This is a genomic window from Streptomyces chlorus, from assembly GCF_042655885.1.
Taxonomy (GTDB): Bacteria; Actinomycetota; Actinomycetes; order Streptomycetales; family Streptomycetaceae; genus Streptomyces; species Streptomyces chlorus.
The window spans coordinates 1-23,328 of sequence record NZ_JBHSOA010000038.1; the positions used below are offsets into that span (position 1 = coordinate 1).

General features: G+C 70.2%; 19 protein-coding genes and 3 pseudogenes. 15 read left to right on the forward strand and 7 right to left on the reverse strand.

Annotated elements, in window-relative coordinates; genetic code table 11:
- Window positions 1–246 precede the first annotated feature (246 nt).
- The 5 genes and pseudogenes from ACFPZI_RS18365 to ACFPZI_RS18385 all read left to right on the forward strand — a co-directional run bounded on the left by ACFPZI_RS18365 (window position 247) and on the right by ACFPZI_RS18385 (window position 2,748).
- The gene (locus ACFPZI_RS18365) at window positions 247–723 is read left to right on the forward strand and encodes a hypothetical protein (RefSeq protein ID WP_381364270.1); all 477 of its coding nucleotides are present in this window, start codon (window positions 247–249) and stop codon (window positions 721–723) included.
- A 58-nt stretch (window positions 724–781) separates the two neighbouring features.
- Window positions 782–1,615, forward strand: a complete 834-nt coding sequence (locus ACFPZI_RS18370; RefSeq protein ID WP_381364272.1) for a transposase family protein — start codon at window positions 782–784, stop codon at window positions 1,613–1,615.
- A gap of 506 nt (window positions 1,616–2,121) precedes the next feature.
- Window positions 2,122–2,250: pseudogene (locus ACFPZI_RS18375) on the forward strand (transcriptional regulator); the annotation flags it as partial.
- Window positions 2,228–2,398, forward strand: a complete 171-nt coding sequence (locus ACFPZI_RS18380; protein WP_381364325.1) for a DUF397 domain-containing protein — start codon at window positions 2,228–2,230, stop codon at window positions 2,396–2,398. The pseudogene ACFPZI_RS18375 and the gene ACFPZI_RS18380, both read left to right, overlap by 23 nt.
- A complete protein-coding gene (locus tag ACFPZI_RS18385; protein ID WP_381364274.1) occupies window positions 2,350–2,748 on the forward strand; it encodes a hypothetical protein in 399 nt (132 codons plus the stop codon). The genes ACFPZI_RS18380 and ACFPZI_RS18385 overlap by 49 nt, the downstream gene beginning before the upstream one ends.
- Before the next feature lie 329 nt (window positions 2,749–3,077).
- Here ACFPZI_RS18385 and ACFPZI_RS18390 read toward each other — a convergent pair whose 3' ends face one another.
- The 5 genes from ACFPZI_RS18390 to ACFPZI_RS18410 are packed head-to-tail and all read right to left on the reverse strand — an operon-like array spanning window position 3,078 to window position 7,228.
- Entirely contained in the window at window positions 3,078–3,653 is a 576-nt protein-coding gene (locus ACFPZI_RS18390) for a hypothetical protein (RefSeq protein WP_381364275.1), read from the reverse strand.
- Window positions 3,650–5,047 carry a hypothetical protein gene (locus ACFPZI_RS18395; protein WP_381364277.1) on the reverse strand — a complete coding sequence of 466 codons (1,398 nt, stop codon included), beginning with the start codon at window positions 5,045–5,047 and terminating at the stop codon, window positions 3,650–3,652. Before ACFPZI_RS18395 ends, ACFPZI_RS18390 begins: the two co-directional genes overlap by 4 nt.
- Window positions 5,044–5,877, reverse strand: a complete 834-nt coding sequence (locus ACFPZI_RS18400) for an ABC transporter ATP-binding protein (protein WP_381364279.1) — start codon at window positions 5,875–5,877, stop codon at window positions 5,044–5,046. The genes ACFPZI_RS18395 and ACFPZI_RS18400 overlap by 4 nt, the downstream gene beginning before the upstream one ends.
- Window positions 5,874–6,692 (reverse strand): zf-HC2 domain-containing protein, encoded by an 819-nt coding sequence (locus tag ACFPZI_RS18405; RefSeq protein WP_381364281.1) that lies wholly within the window; start codon window positions 6,690–6,692, stop codon window positions 5,874–5,876. Before ACFPZI_RS18405 ends, ACFPZI_RS18400 begins: the two co-directional genes overlap by 4 nt.
- On the reverse strand, window positions 6,689–7,228 hold the full coding sequence (locus tag ACFPZI_RS18410) for an RNA polymerase sigma factor (RefSeq protein ID WP_381364327.1): 540 nt from the start codon (window positions 7,226–7,228) through the stop codon (window positions 6,689–6,691). Before ACFPZI_RS18410 ends, ACFPZI_RS18405 begins: the two co-directional genes overlap by 4 nt.
- Window positions 7,229–7,812: 584 nt before the next feature.
- Here ACFPZI_RS18410 and ACFPZI_RS18415 point away from each other — a divergent pair.
- A pseudogene (locus ACFPZI_RS18415) lies at window positions 7,813–8,232 on the forward strand (GTP-binding protein); the annotation flags it as partial.
- 33 nt (window positions 8,233–8,265) lie between these two features.
- On the opposite strand, the gene ACFPZI_RS18420 reads toward ACFPZI_RS18415, so the two are convergent.
- Window positions 8,266–9,480, reverse strand: a complete 1,215-nt coding sequence (locus ACFPZI_RS18420; RefSeq protein ID WP_381364283.1) for an RNA-guided endonuclease InsQ/TnpB family protein — start codon at window positions 9,478–9,480, stop codon at window positions 8,266–8,268.
- 50 nt (window positions 9,481–9,530) lie between these two features.
- Between ACFPZI_RS18420 and tnpA the strand changes: the two genes are divergently transcribed.
- Window positions 9,531–9,959, forward strand: a complete 429-nt coding sequence (tnpA, locus tag ACFPZI_RS18425) for an IS200/IS605 family transposase (protein ID WP_381364284.1) — start codon at window positions 9,531–9,533, stop codon at window positions 9,957–9,959.
- A gap of 105 nt (window positions 9,960–10,064) precedes the next feature.
- Window positions 10,065–10,193 (forward strand): annotated as a pseudogene (locus tag ACFPZI_RS18430) (hypothetical protein); the annotation flags it as partial.
- Between the two features lie 108 nt (window positions 10,194–10,301).
- Here the strand turns inward: ACFPZI_RS18430 and ACFPZI_RS18435 are convergent.
- Window positions 10,302–12,134: a coagulation factor 5/8 type domain-containing protein gene (locus tag ACFPZI_RS18435; protein WP_381364286.1), complete on the reverse strand. Its 1,833-nt coding sequence runs from the start codon at window positions 12,132–12,134 to the stop codon at window positions 10,302–10,304.
- A gap of 360 nt (window positions 12,135–12,494) precedes the next feature.
- On the opposite strand from ACFPZI_RS18435, the gene ACFPZI_RS18440 reads away from it, so the two are divergent.
- The 7 genes from ACFPZI_RS18440 (at window position 12,495) to betT (ending at window position 23,287) form a co-directional block, all read left to right on the forward strand.
- Complete coding sequence (locus tag ACFPZI_RS18440) at window positions 12,495–13,811, forward strand: ABC transporter substrate-binding protein (protein WP_381364288.1); 1,317 nt, start codon at window positions 12,495–12,497, stop codon at window positions 13,809–13,811.
- Window positions 13,812–13,825: 14 nt separating this feature from the next.
- The gene (locus ACFPZI_RS18445; RefSeq protein WP_381364289.1) at window positions 13,826–14,818 is read left to right on the forward strand and encodes a carbohydrate ABC transporter permease; all 993 of its coding nucleotides are present in this window, start codon (window positions 13,826–13,828) and stop codon (window positions 14,816–14,818) included.
- A gap of 55 nt (window positions 14,819–14,873) precedes the next feature.
- Complete coding sequence (locus ACFPZI_RS18450; RefSeq protein WP_381364329.1) at window positions 14,874–15,713, forward strand: carbohydrate ABC transporter permease; 840 nt, start codon at window positions 14,874–14,876, stop codon at window positions 15,711–15,713.
- Window positions 15,714–15,760: 47 nt separating this feature from the next.
- Window positions 15,761–17,119 carry a GH1 family beta-glucosidase gene (locus ACFPZI_RS18455; RefSeq protein WP_381364291.1) on the forward strand — a complete coding sequence of 453 codons (1,359 nt, stop codon included), beginning with the start codon at window positions 15,761–15,763 and terminating at the stop codon, window positions 17,117–17,119.
- 686 nt (window positions 17,120–17,805) lie between these two features.
- Entirely contained in the window at window positions 17,806–19,272 is a 1,467-nt protein-coding gene (locus ACFPZI_RS18460; protein WP_381364330.1) for an aldehyde dehydrogenase family protein, read from the forward strand.
- Window positions 19,273–19,331: 59 nt separating this feature from the next.
- Window positions 19,332–20,921, forward strand: coding sequence for a GMC family oxidoreductase (locus tag ACFPZI_RS18465; protein WP_381364293.1), 1,590 nt, complete (start codon window positions 19,332–19,334; stop codon window positions 20,919–20,921).
- A 242-nt stretch (window positions 20,922–21,163) separates the two neighbouring features.
- Window positions 21,164–23,287, forward strand: a complete 2,124-nt coding sequence (betT, locus tag ACFPZI_RS18470; protein ID WP_381364295.1) for a choline BCCT transporter BetT — start codon at window positions 21,164–21,166, stop codon at window positions 23,285–23,287.
- Window positions 23,288–23,328 lie beyond the last annotated feature (41 nt).

The window sequence follows — 23,328 nt, forward strand, 5'->3', positions numbered from 1 at the left end:
CACGGGAGCGGCGGCCACCGGTTCCGCCGAACTCCGGTGACTCGTTCGGCATCCCATTGAGCGTTGTTCAACCTGAATCCGCTGGTCGTGGGGCTGGTATGGGCGGGGACTGAGGTGCTCGTGCCGGTCGGTGGTGTGATCGGTAGCAGGTGATCATCCGATGCGTTGCCGGTTCGCCGGAGTCGCGATGTGGGATTGGGAGTGCCTCGTAGGCTCCGAGGGGAGCCGGGTGGGAAGGGGCTGCTGGTGACGGACATGCTGGTCTGGGTGATGCAGCGGAGAGTGGTGCTGGCCGATCGCGCCGAAGGGCTGCGCAAGGAACTCGCCGAGATCGATGCCGAGGTGGTCCGGCTGGAAGCCGCCGAGATGGTGATCGGGCAGTTCATCGAGGCCAAGCGGAGCGGGCAGACCGACGACCCGGACGTGGCCGAGGAGTTGGAGCGGGTGACGACTCCGGGCGCGGGCGGGATGCTGCTGGTCCCGCACCGCGAGCCGGGCATAGACGAGAGCGCGCTGCCCGCCGACTACCAGACGATCATGAAGCTGGTGGCCGCGGCCTCGGATCCGACCCCGGCCAAGGACGTCAGCGTCCAGCTCGGCAGAGGCACCCAACCCGGGCAGGTCGAACCGGTACGCGACAAGCTCAGGCGCCTGGCGGACCGGGGCTGGTTGCACCGCACCCCCGCCGGCCGCTTCACCGCCCTGCCGCAGCCACCCGCCTGACCGGCCACGGCCTGATTCTGGCGTAACACGCATGCTCCCGGCGAGAGTTGGGGATTCCATGCGAAAGAACACCAGCCTCGCCGAGGGCACTGAGGGGCTTGTCTACCAGTGCCGCCTGCCGCTGTCGAGCGCCACCCTGGACCTGGTTTCCGGCCTGGTCCGCGCCCACCTGAAGAAGATCCGCTCCCGCTGGCGCAAGCTCCCGCCCGGCCGGATCGCCCTGATCGTCCTCGCGGTCCTCCGGCACGACCAGCGGCTTTCCGACATGGCGGGCGGCAACGGTGTCTCCGCCTCCACCGTGCGCCGCTGGCTGCTGGAAGTGATCGGCCTGCTCGCCGCGCAGGCCCCGCGCCTGGACCGCGCGCTGAAGAAAATCGCCCGGAAGGGTGGCGTCGTCGTCCTGCTCGACGGCACCCTGGTCCGCACCCGCCGACGCGCCGGGAACGAGAACCGGGCGAACTACAGCGGGAAACACAAGGCCCACGGCCTGCTGTTCCTGGCCCTGACCGACGAGCGCGGCAACCTGGTCTGGATCTCGGCGGCACGGCCGGGCCGCTCCAGCGAGATCACCACCGCCCGCCACAACAGGATCACCACCCGCCTGCGGGAGGCCGGTCTGGGTGCTCTGGCCGATCTCGGCTTCGTCGGCCTGGACGACGACCCCGACGCCCCGGTCATCGTCACCGGCCGGCGGGCGACTCGCGGCCATCCGCTCACCGACGCCCAGAAGGAGGCGAACCGGCTGGTCAGCCGCGAGCGCGCGGCGAACGAGCACGGCTTTGCCGACCTGAAGAACTGGCGGATCCTCACCAAGGTCCGCATGAACGCCCGACACGCGACCACGCTGCTGCGGGCCCTCCTCGTGCTGACGAACGCCGAGGTCCACCGCTGACGGATGATCACCTCCTACCGATCATGCCTCTGACCGGCACGAGTACCCCAATCGCGACCCACGCCAGCCCCGTGACCTGCAACTTCAGGTTGAAACGCGCTCAGTGCCCCGATCAGGGCTACCAGGGCCAGGAGGCCGAGCAGGGCTGGGGTGGTTTTCCACCAGGGCCGGGACGGGGGCGGGGTGGTGCTGTACGGGTTCAAGAAGCGCTCTTGTTCTCTGGTGTGGATTGGGCCGGGCCCGGATCTCATGTCCGTGCACAAGACGTTCAACAGCCGCCGCTTCGTTGCCGTTACGCGAACGATCCGACACGTTGCCGGTGTGCTGGGGAAAGCGCGATCCGGGAGGCACCGCGACGGCGTACCAAAGGTGCGGCTCATCGGCGCATCACGTACGGTGCGTCAGCGTACGGGCGTGTTTGGTGGGTTGTACGAGTGTCCTTTTAGTCGCTCTAGGCGTTTTCCATCAGGGGACCTGGTGTGTGAGTACCTGGAGGTGGACCTCGGATGACGACCGATCATGTGGAATCAGCGGTGCCGGGTGGGGAGTGCGAGCGGGAGCCGGATCCGTCGGACAGCCTGCGGACCTTCGGTGCCGTCGTCCAGGCCCTGACTGGCCTGGTTCAAGTCCAGTTACAGCGGCACGGCAGGTGACAACTGCGTGGAGGTCGCCGTCACCGAACAGGCCATCCAGGTACGGGACTCCAAGGATGTCATGCGCCCCAACTTTGCGGTATGCCGGGATGGCTGGGCTCGCTTTGTCCGGTACGCGGCGGGAAGCTGATCCGCCCCGAGGACGACTTTCCCGACACCTGCGCCGTGCCGATCCGTCTGCCCAAGGTTGCGACGGTGCTGCGGCACATCGCTTTCGACGTCGACGAGCTGACCCGTGCCCGACGTGTGGATGACCTCCAAGCGGTCGAGGTCGCCGATGACCCGCGTGCCGAGCGCCGTCGGCGGCCGGCCGAACCGGACCTGGAGTATGCCGAGTTCTGCGACCGCACCGGAACACCCTGGCGTTCCACTGTGCAGGGTGAACTCGCCTGGACCGCGTACCGGGCCGAACGCCGTCGGCGCGGAGAGACCGACGAGGAGCCCTTCGAGGTGGACAACCCATTCCGCCAGGGCAGTTGACCGGGGCGCCGAAGCGTTCAGGAAACTGAACGCCGTACCGATGATCCCCGCTCGGATACTCCCCGAACCCCGAGCCGACGGGGCTGGCCCGGCGTGCCCTGCGGCACGCGCCGCTACTCGCCGGGATCCCCTGCTTACCGCCGGGATCGTGCTCGACAGGCTGGTGGTGCGGCCGCTGTCCCCTTGGTTGGGCCTGTCCAACGCTTACCGGCTGGTGGCCCGCCGCGACTTGCCGCCGCCCTCGTGAGCGCCGCGGCGGGGCCGCGGCGCTCACGAGGGCGGGGCCGCGCACGATCACGGCCGTGGCCCGATCCGGTGGCCCGGTCCGGTCAACGTCTCGGTCCCGCGACAGCGTAGGCCGCGGTGCCGGCGACCGTGAGGACCAGGGCCGTCCAGGTGCCCGCCGCCGTGCCGGGTGGCAGCAGCATCCAGGTCGCCACCTGCATCGGCACACTCGTCGGGGGCGGGGCGAGGAACGAGTACGAGAGCCAGGCGAACGGCAGCGTCCAGGCGTACGGGCCGCCCGAGAGCGCCGCGCCCAGGGCGACCAGTCCCATCAGGCCCGCGCTGTCCCGGACGACGAACGCGGTGGTGGCCATGTCCTCGCCCATGGTCTGCACGGCCAGCAGCACCGTGCCGACGACCGCGCCGGCGAGCAGCACGTGCGCCGCTCTGCGGGGCACCCAGCGGATCGCGGCCGTCCGGTCCAGCGCGAGGTCCTGTCCGCCGAGCCCGATCGACGCCGCCATCGCCCCCGCGGCGAGGACGAGCACGGGCAGCCGCGGATCTCCGGGCGCCTCGCTCCCGTCCCGGGCGAGTGTCCACGCCGTCACCGCGCTGATCACCACCGCGGCGAGCGACGCGGGCACCTGCCGTGAGCGCGCGTACAGCGTCAGCCATCTCACCGGGACGCACCGCCGGACAGTGCGTCGAAGGCGTCGCCCTCGCAGGAGAGCGCGGCGGCGCGCATCGCGTTGATCCGCGAGAGCTGCTCGGCCCGCGGCAGCGCCTTGAGTTCCTTCCACACCGGGCGGGTCTCGGCCTTGACCTCGCTGCGCAGACTTGCCGACTCTGTGCCGGGAAGCGGCCTGAGGTCCCCGAGGACCCAGCCCACCGCGACGGCCTGCGCGTAATCCTCGTTCCCCCAACTGCTCCAGCCCACGGGGGTGCACCCCGGCACCATGGCTTCGGCGATCAGGGCCCGGGTCAGCTCCTCGCCCTCCGCGGCGGCGATGACGCCGTCGTCGAAGTCGAAGAGCACGGTCTCGCCGGACCACTGCGGCATGGTGCCGTCCGGCAGTACGGCGGTGTTCTCCCGGACCGAGACCGGCGCCCGGCCGCCCAGGGCGCGGTGCAGCAGGTGCAGTGCCTCCTTACCGGGACCCGCGAGGTCGGCGAGTCGTGCCCGGTGCGTCTTGGTCACGCACACCGGGCCGTCGCACACCAGCTCCGCGGCGGCCTCGTCCACGACGTACATCCGTCGCGGGTCGGAGGGGAGGACGAGCAGGGCGAGCGCGGCGCCCGCCAGGGCGGGCGTCAGGGCGATCAGCCGGGTGCGCGGGGTCGCGGCGACCAGCAGCGCGAAGCCGGTCGCGGCCAGGCCGAGCAGCCAGATCGTCTGCCCGACGTGCACGGAGGCGGAGAGCGTGACGAGCACATCGCGCACCTCCTCCACCGCCGGTGACAGCAGGGAGACCCGGTTCGGCTCCGTGCTCGGAACCCCCGTCGCCGTGGTCGTCTCCGTCCGGCCCGACGACATGTGCATGAGGGCCGTGAACACGAAGGCGCCCATGGCCAGCGCGGGCGGGGTGAGCGCGGACGGCAGGGCCCGCCCGGCCCCCATGCCCAGCACCGCACCCGCGACGAGGAAGAGTGCCCCCACCAGCGAGATCGGCAGCCATCCGAGGTGCGTGTACTCGGTGTTGGCGAGCACCTGGACGGCACCCACGAGGACGAGGAGCGCGAAGGCCGAGGCCAGGGTGATCGCCGTCGTGCCCGCCAGCGTGGCCGCGCGGTGCCAGGCGGGTCGCGGCGTGGTCGTCAGCAGTTCCGGCATCTTCGAGCGGTGGTCACGCAGGCCCTGCAGCGCCCCGAGCCCCACGGCCAGCGGCCACAGGTAGAACAGCAGGCTGCGGGTCCACATCGCCAGGGACGTCCACTGAGCCGTCCACGCCGTGGTGCCCCTCCACCACGAGGCGTCCAGCAGGTACAGGAACGCCAGCGCGCTCGTGAAGACCACGGCGCCGGCCCACGGGGCGACGGAGCGCCTCAACTCGATGCGCAGAACACGGATGTTCACCAGGCGCCCCTTTCCTGGCCGGGGCCCTGCAGCAGCGCCGAGTAGCCGCGCTCCAGGGGGCTGTCGCCCATGTGCTCGGGGCCGCCCGCCGCTGCCAGGTCGTCCGGGGTGCCCTGGAAGACCAGTCGCCCCTCGGCGAAGAGCACCACGTCGGTGCAGGCGGCGGCGACGTCCTCCACCAGATGGGTCGAGACGAGCACGCAGGTGTCCGTACCCAACTCCTGCAGCAGCTCGCGGAAGCGCAGCCGCTGCGCCGGGTCCAGACCGACCGTCGGCTCGTCCAGCAGCAGGATCGTCGGGTCGTTGACGATGGCCTGGGCGATGCCGACCCTGCGCACCATGCCGCCCGAGAGGGCCTTCATCTTCTCGTCGGCGCGGTCCGCCAGACCCACCCGCTCCACGGCGCGCTGCACCGCCGCGGGGATCTCCGCCTTCGGCACCTCCTTCAGCCACGCCATGTACTCGACGAACTCGCGCACCGTGAAGCGCTTGTAGTAGCCGAACTCCTGCGGCAGGTAACCGATCCGGCGGCGCAGCGCACGGTGCTCGCCCATGCCGCCCGCGGACTCGCCGAGCATCTCCAGGGTGCCCTCGGTGGGGCGCAGTACGGTGGCCAGGGTCCGGATGAGGGTGGTCTTGCCCGCCCCGTTGGGGCCGAGGAGTCCGTGGACGCCGGTGCCCAGCGACAGGTCGAGGCCGTCGACGGCCATCCGTTTCCTGCCGACCCTGACCTTCAGCCCGGTGGCCTGGATCTCCCAGGCGTAGGCCGTCGGTGCGATGTCGGCCGCGCTCATGGCGGACGTCATGTGGTGTTCCTTTCCGATGGTCATCGATGGGCTCCCAGCACGGAGTACGCGCCTCTGCGGGCGATCACGACACCGATGCCGAGTGCGAGGGTCAGCCCCCACACGGGCAGACCGCCCGCCTGCAGGGCGAAGGCCGTACGACTGGTGGCCAGGGTCGGTGCCACGACCACGGCGGCCCACACGGCGGCCAGCACGCCGGCGGCGCGGGTCACACCGACGACACCGCCGAGCGCCAGCGTCGTCGCCGTGAAGGCCAGACAGGGCAGCAGCCACTGAGCCACCATCACCCCCGTCACCCATCCGCCCACCAGCAGCGCGGGGACGACCACGCCGAGCACGGACGCGGTGCGCCGCAGCACCAGAGGGAGCCCGGCCCTGGGCACCGAGGCCGTCAGTTCGTACGCCGGGTCCAGACCGCGCGACCAGGACGCCGCGACGCCGAGCACGGGCAGGACCGGCGCGAACAGCAGCACCAGCGACACCTCGCCGGAACCGGTGTCGACCAGGTCGAGCAGCAGGGCCAGCAGCGTCACGCCCACGACCATGGCCAGCCACGGCACCATCGTGGGCGTCATCCACCTCGACAGCCGCGCCGGCCGGCGCCGTCCGCGCGGCATCGTGGCGGTGACCGCCAGCCGGGGTTCGAGGCCGGACCACACAGTGTCGACCAGCGACGCCACGGCGGGCACCTCGGCACCGACAGCGGCAGACAGCCGGTCACGGCACACCCGGCACGCCTCCAGATGGGCCTCCACGGCCCACACCTCGTCGGCGGCGAGGTCCGTGCCGCCGCGCGCGTACCCCTCGATGATCCGCATCGACGCATGTTCCACACTCACGCCAGCGCCCTCCGCATCGCGATCCGGGCCCGGCGGGCACGGGTCTTGACCGTGCCCTCGGGCAGCCCGAGCAGGACCGCGGTCTCCCGGACGGACAGCCCGTCGAGCACCATGGCCTGCAGTACCTGTCTCAGCTCCGGCGCGAGGCACCGCAGCGCGTCCCCGACATCACCGCCGACGGTCGCCGCGAGCGCCTCCTCCTCGGCGGCGGGCGCCGCGTCGGGCACAGCGGCGGCCGGCGGCGGCTCCGCATGGTGAGCCCTGCGCCGGAACGCGTCGACCAGGCGGCGTGCCGCAATCGTCCACAGCCAACCAGTAGCCGTCCCTCCGACCGCGGCCCCGGCGAACGCACCCGCCGCGCGCCACACCGCCAAGTAGGTCTCCTGCATGACCTCCGCGACGATCTGCTCGTCCACACACCGGCGGCGCAGCCGCACCGCCAGCCACGGCGACGTACGCCGGTACAACTCCTCGAACGCGGCACGGTCGCCTTGTGCCACCAGCCGGACGAGACGCTCCTCGTCCACCTCGTGCAACGCTGCCCTGACTGATCTCACACCCGCTAGACGCCCGAGCCGGGCCGCAGGTTTTCCCCCCTACGTGATCCCCGCCACACGCGGGAAAACCCGTGGGTTCCACTCAACTGAAGTTTCACCGTTACGCAGCGGTGGCTTCGCTGGTCCGGACGGTCTCGCTGAACAGGGCGGGTGCGGCAGGACCTGCTGCGCCGGGAGCCGTCGCTCGCGTTCGGCCTCGTCCCTCGTGAAAAGGCCGTGGCTCCGCCCGCCCCTCCCTCCCTACACTCGGCAACGAGCAGGCGCTGCCTCGATGTGGGGTTGCGTGTTCGAGACCGTGAGGGGAGTCCGGCCATGCGTGACCACACTGCTGCAGCCGCTCTCCGGACCCGGTCCGTACGCTCCGAGGTGCTCCTCGTGTCCTCGGCCGTCCGGTGCCCGCTGCGCGGCCGGTACCGGATGTCGTGACGGGACTGCATTCTTGACTGTCAGTCAAGTCGCATGGTGGTGACGGTGCTTGGGCGCTCATGTGTCCCCGTTGTCGCCCGTAGGTCTCGTCCGGGAATCGCGCTGCCCTGTCACAGAGCACCGAAAGGCCACGGGCCATGCGCAACCTCCGGCACGCCAACCCCCTCGCCACCGTCCGCAACCTCGGCATCCTCGCCCACGTCGACGCCGGCAAGACCACCGTCACCGAGCGGATCCTGTATGCGACCGGCACCACGCACCAGCGGGGCGAGGTGCACGACGGCACCACCGTCACCGACTTCGACCCGCAGGAACGCGACCGGGGCATCACGATCTTCGCCGCCGCCGTCAGCTGCGCCTGGGGCGGCCACCGGATCAACCTGATCGACACGCCCGGCCACATCGACTTCGCCGACGAGGTCGAGCGCTCGCTGCGCGTACTCGACGGCGCGGTCGCGGTGTTCGACGCGGTCGCCGGCGTGGAGCCGCAGAGCGAGTCGGTGTGGCGACAGGCCGACCGGCACGGTGTGCCGCGTATCGCGTTCGTCAACAAGGTGACTCCTCCCCCTCGTGAACGAGGGGGCTTCTCGCTATGCCGGTGGGGCTTCGCGACGGGCCAGCCCGGCCCGTAGGACATTCAGGGCGCCCACCGTGTCCGCGTGCGCGTGGTGGCCGCACGAGACGCAGTGGAACTTCTCCTGTGTGGGCCGGTTCTCCGCTGAGACGTGCCCGCACCGGGGGCAGGTCCGGGAGGTGTTGCGGGGGTCCACGGCAATCACTTCTCGTCCGGCGCTTTCAGCCTTGGCGGTGAGGATCGTCAGGAACACCCCCCATCCGGCATCCGAGATCGAGTGGTTGAGCCCGGCCTTCGCGGCGGCCCCGTTGGGAAGGAAGGTGCCCGGCCGGTCGGGGTCCGGCTTCGGGGCGGGGGCCTTGACCATGTTGCGGATCCTGAGGTCCTCGTGCGCGATGAAGTCGTGTTCGCGGACCAGGTCCAAGGCGGTCTTGTGCGCGTGGTCGAGCCGCCGGCGGCGGACCTTGCGGTGCAGGCCGGCCACCTTGTTCACGGCCCGCTGGTGGTTCTTCGTCCGCTTGTCCCGGCGGACGCGGGGAAACCGGCTGAGTGCCTGCTGTGCTTCTTCGAGCCTGGCGGCAGCCTTGCGCCCGTGGCGCGGGTTGTCCACGAAGCCGCCGTTGGGGTCAGCGAGAAAGTTCGCAATCCCCATGTCGATGCCGACCACGCTGCCGATCGGGGGAAGCGGCTCCGGCTGCGCCTGCTCGGCGGTCAGGATCACGTACCAGCGCTTGCCCTCACGCTTGACCGACACCGTCTTGACCTTGCCGGCCACCGGCCGGTGCTGGTTGACCTTGACGTGGCCGGCGCCCTGGAAGCGGACGCGGGTGACCGGGTCGTGCGGGGTGGATTTCCAGCGGCAGCCGTCCCCGTCCTTCGGGAAGTCCACGGTGTCGAACCAGTTCACCCCACGGAAACGCGGATAGCCGGGCGTGTCACCGGACCTGACCCGGCGGAAGAACGCGGCGAACGCTTTGTCGAGACGGCGCAAGGTGGCCTGCTGCGAGCTGAAGGACCAGCGGCCCTGACGCTCCGGGTCGAACGCCCGGACCTCCTTGAGCTGCGCCGACTGGTCGCCGTACGTGACGCTGGTCTTCGACGGGTGCCGGTAGGCGTCACGCCGCTCCTGTAGGGCCCCGTTGTAGAGGGAGCAGTGATCCCGCAGCATTTCGGACAGTGCCTGCGCCTGACGGACGGTGGGCCGCAGGAGGAACTTGTACGCACGGATCATCCGGCCCACCCCCTCCGGTCGAGTTCACTCGATCCTACTACACTTGGTCCATGTCACCGCGCTGGGAACAATCTTTCGAGATCAGAAGGGGTAACCACGTTGTCTGCCACCTCCATGTGCATTTGGTGTTTGTCACGAAGTACCGGCGGGAGGTCTTCAACGACGACATGCTGACGCGCTGCGAGGAGATCATGCGGGACGTGTGCCAGTCCTTCGAAGCCGAACTGCGCGAGTTCAACGGTGAAGGCGATCACGTCCATCTGCTCGTGCACTACCCGCCGAAAATCGCCCTGTCCAAGCTCGTCAACAGCCTCAAGGGCGTCAGCTCCCGCTACCTGCGCGCGGAATACACCGGCCGGATCAACCGGATCGGCACAGGCTCGGTGTTCTGGTCCCCGTCGTATTTCGCGGGGTCCTGCGGCGGCGCACCGCTGAGCATCGTCAAGGACTACATCGAGAGCCAGAAGCGGCCGGCCTGACCGCCACCCCGCAGGCGCAGAGAACTCCGGCGCTTCGCGCCTCCAGGCCGAGGATCGCATTCCCGCCCGGCCCGAAGGCCGGGATTCCCTGCGAAGATCAAGGGATGGACCGTGCCGCTGGCCGAACTGTTCGGCTACGCGACCCGTCTGCGCGGCCGCACCCAGGGCCGTGGCACCTTCACCACCCGCCCGACCGGCTACGCCCCGGCGCCGGCCGTGGTGCCCGTGCGGTGACGGGGACGGCGGTCGCTCCCGGACTCAGTGGGGAGGGCCCGCCACCGGCGTCGTACCGGTGCCTGCCGCGACCGCCGGCGCCGGTCGCGGCGGGCACCGGACGCCGGATCAGGGGTAGGACACCACCTTCGACGGCACGGTGTTCGTACCCGAGGTGGGCGCGCCGGTGTCGTTGATGACGCGCTCGTACTGCCCGTTGCCGCTCAGCGACACGACCAACAGGTGGTGGAAACGGACGCCCGCCCGGTTCGGGGCGGCGAAGCCGTGGTGCTGCACGATCGTCGGATTGACGTTGTAGTAGCAGTAACTCCCCATGCCCCAGCCCTCGTGGGTGGTGACACGGTCGCCGACCTTGTACGCCGCGTAGCCCTTGAGTGACCCGTTTTGGATGGCGGCCTGGTTCGGCGCGTCGTACGCCTTCTCGTTCTGGAAGAAGATCGTGCGCCCGCGTTCGCCGTTCCACTGCACGTCGTACTTGTTGAAGTGTTCCACGAACAGGCCGGTCGCCAGGACGTCGTGGCCGTTGACGACGACGCCGTAGTCGCAGCGGTTGGTCTCCCAGCCGACGCCCTCGCCGTGGTCGGCACGCCAGACCCAGGTGTGGTCGACGATGGTGTGCCGGGCGTTGATCACCATGCTGGTGGTCGCTTTGCCGGGGCCCGCGCCGCCGATCCGGATGAACACGTCCTGGACGGTGATGGGGTCGCGGGAGTGGTCCCTCGATGCGCCGTTCGGCCCGACCTCCAGCAGTACCGGCGAGTTGACCGGCCCGGCGTCGATCAGGAAACCGGCCAGCCGTACGCCGTCGACGTCGGCGACCTTCAGGGCGGAGACACCGTTGTCGGGGATCAGGGTGGCGTAGCCGAGACCGAGGACGACCGTGCCCGCGCGGTTGACGCGGACCGGCTGGTCGACGTGGTAGATGCCCGGTGTCAGCAGCAGGTTGAGGCCCTGGTCGAGCGCCTGGTTGAGGGTGGCCGCGGAGTCGCCGGGCTTCGCCACGTAGAACCGGTCCAGGGCCAGGGAGGTGCCGCGCGGGGTGCCGTTGCCCCAGGTGACGCCGCGTGCGTCGGTGCGCAGCGCGGGCAGGAACACCCGGTACCCGGTGCCGTCCAGGTACAGGAACGGCTTCTCGCGGGAGATCGGTGTCCGGTCGAGCGTGGTGTACGGCGGTTCCGGGAAGCTCTGCGCGGGTGCGCCCTCGACTCCCGAGAACACCATGTTCCACACGGCGTTGGTCCAGCCGCCGACCGAACTGTCCCGGGTGTACCACTGCTGCTGCGAGTACGGGCCGACCGTGCCGTCGATCCGGCTGTCGGCGATGTAGCCGCCGCTGGCCCAGCCGTAGCCGGCGGGCGCCAGGTTGAGGCCGCCGCGGATGTGCATCCGGCGGAAGGGTGCCGCCTGGGCGACCGCCCAGCGGTTGGTGCCGTTGACCGGGACGAGGGCCAGGTTCTCCGCCGAACGCCAGAAGTTCTGCGTGGCGTTGCCGTCGAACCAGCCGGCGTCGACCGTCACGTCGCCGTTGATGGTGGTGTCGTCGGGGGAGAGCCCGAGGCCCGAGATCGAGGTGTAGAAGCCGAGTTGGGCGTTGAGCCCGTGGTAGGCACCCGGCTTGAAGAAGAACTGGTAGCGGCCCGGGCCGAACTGGTCCGCCTCCTGCCGGGCGAATACCTCGTCCAGCTTCGCCTGAATGCCCGGCGTCGACGGGTCGAAGACGATCACGTTCGGGCCGAGATCGCCGCCGGCCCGGAGCCGGCGCTGCTTCCCGCGCTTCGCCGCGGCGGCGGGCACGGTCGCAGCGACCGGTGCGGCGGAGGCTGTGGTGGTCAGTGCGGCCAGTACGGGTACGGCGGCCGCGGCTCCGAGAACGGCCCGGCGGCGGACGGCGGCCCGGGGGCCGGTGGCGGGCGGCTGGGGGGAGGGGGAGTCGGACGTCATGGGGCGGCTCTCCTGGTTCAGGAAGTGAACGGTGTGGGGGAGGGGGGAGCGCTCTCTCGCCGCTGATGGTTCATCCGTGGAACAGATGAGTCAAGAGGCGCGGCGAGAGTTGGGTGACTCCGTCCAAACCCTTGACGTTGCCCCTCCTGAGGGTTTAACTCACGTTCTAAATTAAGCCATGAGTCGCACTCCACGGCACCCTCGGTGCGTCCCTCTCGCACTCCTCTCGCACTCCTCTCCCACCCCCTCCCACCGGTCCAGCCTTCCCCTCGCACCTCCGTCACCTCCCTCGCACCTCCCTCGCAGCCCCGTCCCACTCCTTCGCACCCCCCGCCCTCGCGGAAAGGCACACCAGAAGCCATGCGCAGTATCCGAGCCGCGGCCACAGGCGCCGTCATCCTGTCTCTCGCACTCGCCGCCACGGCCTGCGGAGGCGGATCGAGCACGGGCGGCGGGTCCAACGACTCGCCCAAGGAGCTCACTTACTGGGCCTCCAACCAGGGCGCCAGCATCGAGATCGACAAGAAGGTGCTCCAGCCCGAGCTGGACAAGTTCGAGAAGCAGACCGGTATCAAGGTCAAACTGGAGGTGGTGCCCTGGTCCGACCTACTGAACCGGATTCTCACCGCGACCACCTCCGGCCAGGGCCCGGACGTGCTCAACATCGGCAACACCTGGTCCGCCTCACTCCAGGCGACGGGCGCGCTGCTGCCGTGGGACACGAAGAACTTCGACAGGATCGGCGGCAAGGACCGCTTCGTCGACTCCGCGCTCGGCTCCACCGGCATCGAGGGCCAGGACCCGGCAGCGGTTCCGCTGTACTCGATGGCGTACGCCCTCTACTACAACAAGCAGATGCTCGCCGACGCCGGCGTCGACGCGCCCCCCACCACCTGGGACGAGCTGGTCGCCGCCGGCAAGAAGGTCTCCAAGGACGGCAAGTGGGGGATAGCCATGGAGGGTTCGAACCCCTCCGAGAACATCCACCACGCCTTCGTCTTCGCCAAGCAGCACGGCGCCGACTTCTTCACCGCCGACGGCAAGCCGGACTTCACCAACGACGGTGCCGTCACCGCGGTCAAGCAGTACGTCGACCTCATGGCCAAGGACAAGATCATCGCCCCGGGCAACGCCGAGTACGCCCAGAACCAGTCCGTCAGCGACTTCGCCAAGGGCAAGACGGCGATGCTGCTCTGGCAGTCCGCCTCCGCCAACCTCAAGTCCCAGGGCATGGCCGATGATTCCTACGGCATCGCCCCCGTGCCCGTGCAGTCCGGCACCCCGGGCGCCGGCCGGCAGGTCAATTCGATGGTCGCCGGCATCAACCTGGCCGTCTTCAAGAACAGCGACAACGTCGACGGCGCCACCGAGTTCGTGAAGTTCATGACCAGCGACGCCGAGCAGAAGATCCTCAACACGGCGTACAGCTCCATCCCACCGGTCAAGGCGGCCCAGGAGGACGCCGCCTTCAACTCCCCGGCCAACTCCGTCCTGAAGGACACCCTCGCCCAGAGCGCCGTGGCCCTCCCGCAGGTCCCCGACGAGTCCCAGTTCGAGACCGCCGTCGGTACGGCCGTCAAGGATCTGTTCGCGGGTGCCGCCGGCGGCCGCGAGGTGACCACCGCATCGGTCAAGGCCGCACTCACCAAGGCCCAGCAGCAGATGCCCAAGAAGTGAGCCCGAACACCGCCATGACCGCCACTGCCCCCACAGCAGAGGCCGCCGCGCGGAAGAGCTCCCCCGGTGCGGAGCGCGGCCCCCGCCGCCGCACCGGGCGGATCCGCCGCATCGGACTGCCGTACCTGCTCCTCCTGCCCGCCCTCCTCCTCGAACTCCTCGTCCACCTGGTGCCGATGGTGATCGGCATCGTGATGAGCTTCAAGGAACTCACGCAGTTCTACATCCGTGACTGGGGCACCGCCCCCTGGGCCGGCCTCGACAACTACAAGGTGTCGGTCGACTTCGACGCCCCCGTCGGCGCGGCCCTGCTCCACTCCTTCTTCGTCACCCTCGCCTTCACCGTGCTGTCGGTCGGCCTGTGCTGGCTCATCGGCACGGCGGCGGCCATCTACATGCAGGACACCTTCCGCGGCCGCGGCCTGCTCCGCGCCCTGTTCCTGGTGCCGTACGCGCTGCCGGTCTACGCGGCCGTCATCACCTGGGTGTTCATGTTCCAGCACGACAACGGCCTGGTGAACCACGTCCTGCACGACCAGCTCGGCCTCACCGACAAGCCGTCCTTCTGGCTGATCGGCGACAACAGCTTCGTCGCGCTGCTGACCGTCTCCGTGTGGAAGGGCTGGCCGTTCGCCTTCCTCATCGTCATGGCCGGCCTGCAGAACATCCCCCGCGAGCTGTACGAGGCAGCCGCCCTCGACGGCGCCGGGATGATCCAGCAGGTCCGTCGCATCACCCTGCCGTCGCTGCGCCCGGTCAACCAAGTGCTGGTGCTGGTCCTGTTCCTGTGGACGTTCAACGACTTCAACACGCCGTTCGTCCTGTTCGGCAGAACCGCCCCCGAAGCCGCGGACCTCATCTCGGTCCACATCTACCAGGCGTCCTTCGTCACCTGGAACTTCGGTACCGGCTCCGCGATGTCCGTCCTGCTCCTGCTGTTCCTGCTCGTCGTGACGGGCGTGTACCTCGTCCTCACCTCGCGCCAACGGAGGCCGTCACATGGCTAGTTCACCGACGGCGACCCGGGTGTCTCCGGCGACCTCGGCCTCCCCGGCATCGCCCATGGCCCCGCCCCGCTCGTTCCTGTGGTCCCGGCGGATCTTCCTCACCCTGCTCACCGGCTTCGTGATGATCCCGGTGTACGTCATGATCTCCAGCTCGCTGAAGCCGCTCGCGGACGTCACCGGCACGTTCCGCTGGCTGCCGACCGAGGTGACGATCCGCCCGTACATCGACATCTGGTCCACGGTCCCGCTGGGACGCTACTTCGTGAACTCGCTGATCGTGGCGGGCGCGGCGACCGTCTGCTCGGTGGTGATCGCCGTCTTCTCCGCCTACGCGGTGAGCCGCTACACCTTCCGCGGCAAGCGCGTCTTCACCGTGACCGTGCTGTCGACGCAGATGTTCCCCGGCATCCTCTTCCTCCTCCCGCTGTTCCTCATCTACGTCAACATCGGCAACGCCACGGGCATCGCCCTGTTCGGCTCGCGCGGCGGCCTGATCCTGACGTATCTGACGTTCTCCCTCCCGTTCTCCATCTGGATGCTGATCGGGTACTTCGACTCGGTGCCCCGCGACCTCGACGAGGCCGCCCTGGTCGACGGCTGCGGCCCGCTCGGCGCCCTCTTCCGGGTCGTCGTACCGGCCGCGATCCCCGGCATCGTCGCCGTCGCTGTCTACGCCTTCATGACGGCCTGGGGCGAAGTCCTCTTCGCGTCGGTGATGACCAACGACACCACCCGCACCCTCGCCGTGGGACTCCAGGGCTACTCCACCCTCCACGACGTGTACTGGAACCAGATCATGGCGGCCTCGCTCGTGGTGAGCATCCCCGTGGTCGCCGGCTTCCTGCTCCTGCAGCGCTACCTCGTCGCCGGCCTGACGGCAGGAGCCGTCAAGTGACCGACTCCCCTGCGTCTGACAACCCCCCTCCGCCTGAAAGGACTTCCGTGGCCATCGACTATGCCGCCCTCCCCGAGGACTTCCTGTGGGGCACGGCCACCTCGGCGTACCAGATCGAGGGGGCCGTGGCGGAGGACGGCCGTTCGCCGTCGATCTGGGACACCTTCGCGCGCACCCCCGGCACGATCGACAACGGCCACCACGGCGACATCGCCTGCGACCACTACCACCGCTGGCGCGAGGACATCGACCTGATGCGCCGCCTCGGCACCAACGCCTACCGCCTGTCCCTCGCCTGGCCCCGGATCGTCCCCGGCGGCGACGGTCCGGTCAACGTCAAGGGCCTGGACTTCTACGACCGGTTGACCGACGGCCTGCTCGAGGCCGGCATCACCCCGTCCGTCACCCTCTACCACTGGGACCTGCCCCAGGCCCTCCAGGACCGCGGCGGCTGGCCGGAGCGCGATACCGCCGAGCACTTCGCCGCGTACGCCTCGGCGGTCGCCGAACGCCTCGGCGACCGCGTGCACCACTGGGCGACCCTCAACGAACCCCTGTGCTCGGCCTGGATCGGTCACCTGGAAGGCAAGATGGCGCCCGGCCTGACCGACCTTACGGCAGCCGTCCGCGCCTCCTACCACCTGCTCCTCGGCCACGGCCTCGCCGCGCGAGCCATCCGCGCCGCCGCCCCCGACGCCCAGGTGGGCATCGTCAACAACCTCTCCACGATCCATGCCGCCACCGACAGCCCCGAGGACCGGGCCGCCGCCACCCGCATGGACGGCCACACCAACCGCTGGTGGCTCGACCCCCTCCACGGCCGTGGCTTCCCGGACGACATGCGCGAGGTCTACGCCGTGGAACTCCCGGAACAGACAGGTGACTTGGAGACCATCGCGGCCCCCCTCGACTGGCTCGGCCTCAACTACTACTTCCCCCAGGTGGTGGCGGCCGACCCCGACGGCCCGGCCCCCCACGCCGCCGCCGTCCGTCGCGACGACGTCCCGCGCACCGGCATGGACTGGGAGATCGACGCGAGCGGCATCGAGACCCTGCTCCTGCGCCTGACGAACGAGTACGGCGCCCGCAAGCTCTACGTCACCGAGAACGGCTCCGCCTTCCCCGACACGGTCCGCCCCGACGGCGTGATCGACGACCCGGAGCGTCAGGACTACCTGGAGCGGCACCTCGCCGCCTGCGCCTCCGCCGCCCGCAAGGGCGCCCCGCTGGCCGGCTACTTCGCCTGGTCCCTGCTGGACAACTTCGAGTGGGCCTACGGCTACGACAAACGCTTCGGCCTCGTCCACGTCGACTACGCCACCCAGACCCGCACCATCAAGGGCTCCGGCCACCGGTACGCGGACATCATCCGCGGCCACGAAGACCGGATACGGCGGGCGGCCTGACCCACCGGACCACCACCCACGCCCCCGTTCCGCCCGCCGCGCGCGGGCAGCAACAGCCGGAGCGTGCGGTGCGGGCTGCCTGCCGCCCGAGGAGCCGTCTGTCTCGTCGAGGGCGACGAGACTGCCCTGCCTGGTAGCAGTTGCCCGAGTTGGAGACGATGGGGCAGGTGCCGGAGCCGTGGTCGCCGCTGCTGAGGCGGTGGGGCGCGTCAGTGGGTCCGGGCCCGGCGGGCGCGGACCGACACCACAGGGAGGGCGTTGGGTGTTACGGCCGTCCGTGTGGGCGCGCCCCTCCGCCGTGCCGCGACGCGTCCTCGGGGGGCACTCCGATGGTGAGGTTCCCGAAGTCCCTGCCTTGGGTCACCACTGTTGCTGTGCCACCACTGAACCGGTTGTGTACGTCTCCGGTGGCCGACGCGGCCGCGACCGCCTGGGCACGGGCCTGCCCCTGTGAAGTCAGTGGGGCACACGGGGCGGGAAGCCTGCTCCGTTCGGCAGTCTGCGGACGGGCCGCGCTGTCGGGCCCGTCCGGCCCCGGCCGATCGTTAGCCCGTCCGGGTCGTCCGGGGCGCCCGGACCACCCGGTCGCGATGGTGGCGGTGCGCCCGGTGGCCGCCGACCGCACCATGGCCATGTTGCTGACGGCAAACCGATCGGCACCGGCCGGATGCGAAGGAGGCCCCGTGGTGGGCGAGCTGTACATCGACGGCGAGTGGACACAGGCCGCGGCCGGCGGACGGCGGGAGGTGGTCAACCCGTACGACGCCTCCGTCATCACCACCGTCGACGAGGCGGACGCCACCGATGTGGACCGCGCGGTGCGCGCCGCCCGGCGTGCCTTCGACGAGGAGGAGTGGGCGAACGCCCCCACCCGCCACCGCGCCGACCTCCTGCTGCGTGTCCACGACCTGCTGCTGCGCGACAGGGACGAGATCGCCCGCACCGAGACCCTCGACACCGGCAAGACGCTGACCGAGGCCCGCTTCGACGTGGAGGACGTGGCGAACGCCTTCCGCTACTTCGCCGAACTCGCGGGCAAGGACGGCGGACGTGTCGTGGACGTCGGCCCGGACGTCCTCAGCCGCGTCGTCTACCAGCCGGTCGGGGTGTGCGCGCTCATCGGCCCCTGGAACTATCCGCTGCTGCAGGCCTCGTGGAAGGTGGCGCCGGCGCTGGCCGCCGGCAACACCTTCGTCCTCAAACCCAGCGAGACCACACCGCTCACCACGATCGCCATGATCCGGCTCATCGAGGAGGCCGGCGCACCCCCCGGCGTCGCCAACCTGGTGCTCGGCTCCGGGGCGACCGTCGGCGCCGCCATGACCGGTCACCCCGAGGTCGACCTGGTGTCCTTCACCGGCGGCCTGGCCACCGGACGCACGATCATGGCCGCCGCCGCCCAGGGGCCGAAGCACATCGCCCTGGAACTGGGTGGCAAGAACCCCAACATCGTCTTCGAGGACGCCGACTTCGCCGCCGCCGTGGACAACGCGCTGGACGCCGCCTTCCTGCATTCCGGGCAGGTCTGCTCCGCCGGCTCACGTCTGCTGGTCCAGGACTCCCTGTACGACCGGTTCGTGGACTCCCTCGCCCAGCGCGCCCGGGGGATCCGCCTCGGCAACGGTATGGAGGAGGGCACCGAGAGCGGCCCGCTCAGCTCCGCCGAGCACCGTGACAAGGTCGAACGCGACATCGCCGCCGCCCGGCAGGAGGGCGCCCGGCTCGTCACCGGCGGCACCCGCCCCGACGACCCGGCGCTGAGCGGCGGCTTCTTCCTGCTGCCGACCGTCTTCGCCGACTGCGACCGGTCCATGCGCATCGTCCAGGAGGAGGTCTTCGGACCGGTCGTCACCGTCGAGCGCTTCCACACCGAGGACGAGGCGGTGGAACTGGCCAACGACACCCGCTACGGCCTGGCCGGCGGCGTGTGGACCTCCGACGCGAGCCGCGCCCAGCGCGTCGCCCAGCGGCTGCGGCACGGCACCGTGTGGATCAACGACTTCCACCCCTACGTGCCGCAGGCCGAGTGGGGCGGCTTCGGCCACTCCGGCGTCGGGCGCGAGCTGGGCCCCACCGGGTTGCGTGAATACCAGGAGGCCAAGCACATCTACCAGAACCTCGCCCCCGCACCCTCCGGCTGGTTCAAGGGCTGACCGGGCGCGGCACACCGCCCGCCCGCCGCCACCCGACGGCCACCGAAGAAAGGCATCCCATGGCCCCCACCACTGCGCACGGCGTCGAGTCCGCCTACGACTACGTCATCGTCGGCGGCGGCACCGCCGGCTGTGTGCTCGCCGCCCGCCTGAGCGAGGACCCCGACTGCCGCGTCTGCGTCATCGAGGGCGGCCCCAGCGACGTCGGCGACGACCGCATCCTGCGCCTGCGCAACTGGATCAACCTGCTCGGCTCGGAGTTCGACTACGGCTACACCACCGTCGAGCAGCCGCGCGGCAACTCCCACATCCTGCACTCACGTGCCCGCGTACTCGGCGGCTGTTCCTCCCACAACACGCTGATCAGCTTCCTGCCGCTGCCGCAGGACCTCGACGACTGGGTGGCCCACGGCTGCACCGGCTGGGACCCGGCGACGATCCTTCCCTACCGGGACCGGCTGCTCACCCGGATCGTTCCGGTGGCCGAGGCCGACCGCAATCCCATCGCCAAGGACTTCGTCACCGCCGCCGCCCGCGCTCTCGGCGTCCCCGTCATCGACGACTTCAACGCCGAGCCCTTCGCCGACGGCGTCGGTTTCTTCTCGCTGGCCTACGAGCCGGAGGGCAACCTGCGCTCCTCCGCGTCCGTCGCCTACCTCCACCCGATCCTGGACCGCCCCAACCTCACCCTCCTCCTGGAGACCTGGGCCCACCGGCTGCTCGACGACGAGTCGGGGAGGCTGACCCGCGTCGCCGTCCGTGGCGCCGACGGCCAACCCGCCACCGTGCGCGCCGAGCGCGAACTCCTGCTGTGCGCCGGCTCCATCGACACCCCGCGCCTGCTGATGCTGTCCGGCATCGGCCCGGCCGACGACCTGCGCGACCTGGGCATCGACGTGCGGGCCGACCTGCCCGGCGTGGGGGAGAACCTGCTGGACCACCCCGAGTCCGTGATCGTCTGGGAGACCAACGGCCCGCTGCCGCCCAACTCCGCGATGGACTCCGACGCCGGCCTGTTCCTGCGCCGCGACACCGGCCAACCGCGCCCGGACCTGATGTTCCACTTCTACCAGGTGCCGTTCACCGTCAACACCGAACGCCTGGGCTACCCTGTTCCGGAACACGGGGTGTGCATGACACCGAACGTACCGCGCGCCCGCTCCACCGGCCGCATGTGGCTGCGCAGCGCCGACCCCGCCGAACACCCCGCCCTGGACTTCCGGTACTTCACCGACCCCGACGGCCACGACGAACGCACCATCGTGGAGGGCCTGAAGATCGCCCGGGAGGTCGCCGCGACCGAACCCCTGAGCAACTGGCTCGTCCGCGAGGTCGCGCCCGGCCCGGACGTCACCTCCGACGCCGACCTGTCGGAATACGGGCGCCGCGCGGCGCACACCGTCTACCACCCGGCGGGCACCTGCCGCATGGGCGCAGCGGACGACCCGATGGCCGTCTGCGACCCCCAGTTGAGACTGCGCGGCGTCGAGGGCGTGCGCATCGTCGACGCGTCGGTGTTCCCGACGATGCCCGCCATCAACCCCATGGTGACCGTCCTGCTCGTCGCCGAACGCGCCGCCGACCTGCTCACCGGCAGCCCCGGGCCCACCGGCAGCCCCGGGCCCACCGGCCGGGCAGCAGCACGGTGACCGGTCCGCGCGGTCTCCCGCAGAGCCGACCGCCGCACGCGTGCTCGTGAACGGCTGCCCGGAGGGCAGCACGTCCGGCCGGTCCTGGACGGGGGCACCGGGGCACCAGGACACCGCCTCGTCCCCCGCGCCCCGGGCGCTCGAGCACCGACAAGAGGCCTCCCGAGCCCCGCGGGCCGCGGCAGATGCCGCCGGCCGCCGGGAGCCGACGTCCTCGCCCTCAGCGAAGGAGGAACACGACCGTGTCGACCGCTGGAGAGAAGGGCCCCGGAGAAGCGCCGGAGGAGACGTCGGCAGAGGACGTGCCGATGGGCCCGGTCCGGCTCAAACCCGTGGTCTTCTTCGGGTCGGCCTTCCTCATCCTCGCGATCTCGATCTGGGCGATCATCACCCCCTCCGGTGCGGAGACGGTCATCGGAGTGGCGGTCGGCAAGATCTCCCACTGGTTCGGCTGGTACTACTTCCTCGCCGCGACCCTGTACCTGCTGTTCGTCGTCTTCATCGCCGTGTCCAAGTACGGCACGGTCAAGCTGGGCCCCAAGCACTCCAAGCCCGACTACGGCCTCTTCACCTGGGGGTCGATGCTGTTCGCGGCGGGCATCGGCATCGACCTGATGTTCTTCTCGGTCACCGGGCCTGTCAGCCACTACCTCGCGCCGCCGCAGGGCGACCCGAAGACGCTCGAGGCCGCCCGGCAGGCCGTGGTGTGGACCCTGTTCCACTACGGCATCACCGGCTGGGGCATGTACGCGCTGATGGGCATGGCGCTCGCCTACTTCTCCTTCCGGTACCGGCTGCCGCTCGCGATCCGCTCCGCGCTCTATCCGCTCATCGGCCGCCGGATCCACGGGCGGATCGGTGACACCGTCGACCTGGCGGCCATCATCGGCACCGTGTTCGGCATCGGTGTGACGCTCGGCATCGGCGTGGTGCAGCTGAACTACGGACTGAAAGTCCTCTTCGGCGTGCCGGAGGGGCTTTCCGCACAGATCGCCCTGATCGTCGTCGCGGTGGCGATGGCCACCGCGTCCGCGGCGTCCGGCGTGGACAAGGGCATCCGACGGCTGTCGCAGCTCAACGTCCTGCTCGCCGCCCTGCTGATGCTCTACATCCTGGTCGTGGGTGAACCGTTCCGGCTGCTCAACGCCCTGGTCCAGAACGTCGGGGACTACATCAGCCGTTTCCCGTCGATGACCCTGAACACCTTCGCCTACGACCAGCCCATCGAGTGGCTGGACACGTGGACGCTCTTCTTCTGGGCCTGGTGGATCGCCTGGGCGCCGTTCGTCGGGCTCTTCCTGGCCCGCATCTCCCGCGGCCGCACCCTGCGCGAGTTCGTCGCGGCGACGCTGTTCATCCCGTTCCTCTTCACCGGCCTCTTCCTGTCGATCTTCGGCAACAGCGCCCTGTTCCTGGTGCGCGCCGGGAACACCGAGTTCGGCGAAACGGCCATGAACGCCCCCGAGCAGGGCTTCTACGACCTGTTGGCACAGTACCCGGGGTTCCTGTTCAGCGCCGGACTCGCGACGTTCGTCGGGCTGCTGCTGTACGTCACCTCCGCGGACTCCGGGGCCCTGGTCATGGGCAACCTCAGCGCGGAGCTGCCCACCCCGGTGACCGACGCGCCCTCGTGGCTGCGCATCTTCTGGGCGGTGGCGACGGGGCTGCTCACCGTCGCCATGCTCATCGTGGGCGGTGTGCACGCGCTCACCCACGCCACCATCATCATGGGTCTGCCCTTCTCCTTCGTCATGTTCCTGATCATGGCCGGGCTCTATCTGGCATTGCGTACCGAGCGGATGCGGGCGGAGGCGAGGATCACCACGCTGCCCGGGACGCTCTCCGGACGTATGGCGCAGCACGGTCTGCCGGGGGCGCCGAACTGGCGGCATCGGCTGGCGCGAACGATGGTGTTCCCCGGCAGGCGGGCGGCCGCGAGATTCGTCGACGACGTGTGCCGCCCCGCCTTCCAGGAGGTCGCCCAGGAGCTGCGGGAGCACGGAGCGGAGGCGGAGGTCCTGGAAGGTACCGACGAGGAGAACGGCCTCACACACGTCGGCCTGCGGGTACCGATCGGCCCCGGCGACGAATTCCTCTACGAGGTCCGGCCCGTCGAGCTGCCGACCCCTGCGTTCGCCACCCGGTCGGTCAGCACGCACGACACCTACGTACGTTTCGAGGTCCGGCTCGCCGAGGGCAACCAGGACTACGACGTGATGGGTTACACCAAGGAACAGCTCATCGCCGACGGCCTCGACCAGTACGAGCGGCACCTGGAGTTCCTGCGGGTGCGCCACGAGGCGGCCACCCGGTCGGGCTTCCCCGTCCACCGCCCGGACGCGCCGGACGCACACCTGCCGGAGTAGACCTCCATGCGAGGGCGGCGGACAGTGCGGTGAGCCGGTGA

Coding starts and splice junctions, on each gene's coding strand:
- ACFPZI_RS18370 (WP_381364272.1), top strand. CDS start 782: ATGCGAAAGAACACCAGCCTCGCCGAGGGCACTGAGGGGCTTGTCTAC.
- ACFPZI_RS18385 (WP_381364274.1), top strand. CDS start 2,350: ATGCCGGGATGGCTGGGCTCGCTTTGTCCGGTACGCGGCGGGAAGCTG.
- ACFPZI_RS18400 (WP_381364279.1), bottom strand. CDS start 5,877: ATGACCATCGGAAAGGAACACCACATGACGTCCGCCATGAGCGCGGCC.
- ACFPZI_RS18420 (WP_381364283.1), bottom strand. CDS start 9,480: ATGATCCGTGCGTACAAGTTCCTCCTGCGGCCCACCGTCCGTCAGGCG.
- tnpA (WP_381364284.1), top strand. CDS start 9,531: ATGTCACCGCGCTGGGAACAATCTTTCGAGATCAGAAGGGGTAACCAC.
- ACFPZI_RS18435 (WP_381364286.1), bottom strand. CDS start 12,134: ATGACGTCCGACTCCCCCTCCCCCCAGCCGCCCGCCACCGGCCCCCGG.
- ACFPZI_RS18440 (WP_381364288.1), top strand. CDS start 12,495: ATGCGCAGTATCCGAGCCGCGGCCACAGGCGCCGTCATCCTGTCTCTC.
- ACFPZI_RS18445 (WP_381364289.1), top strand. CDS start 13,826: ATGACCGCCACTGCCCCCACAGCAGAGGCCGCCGCGCGGAAGAGCTCC.
- ACFPZI_RS18450 (WP_381364329.1), top strand. CDS start 14,874: ATGGCCCCGCCCCGCTCGTTCCTGTGGTCCCGGCGGATCTTCCTCACC.
- ACFPZI_RS18465 (WP_381364293.1), top strand. CDS start 19,332: ATGGCCCCCACCACTGCGCACGGCGTCGAGTCCGCCTACGACTACGTC.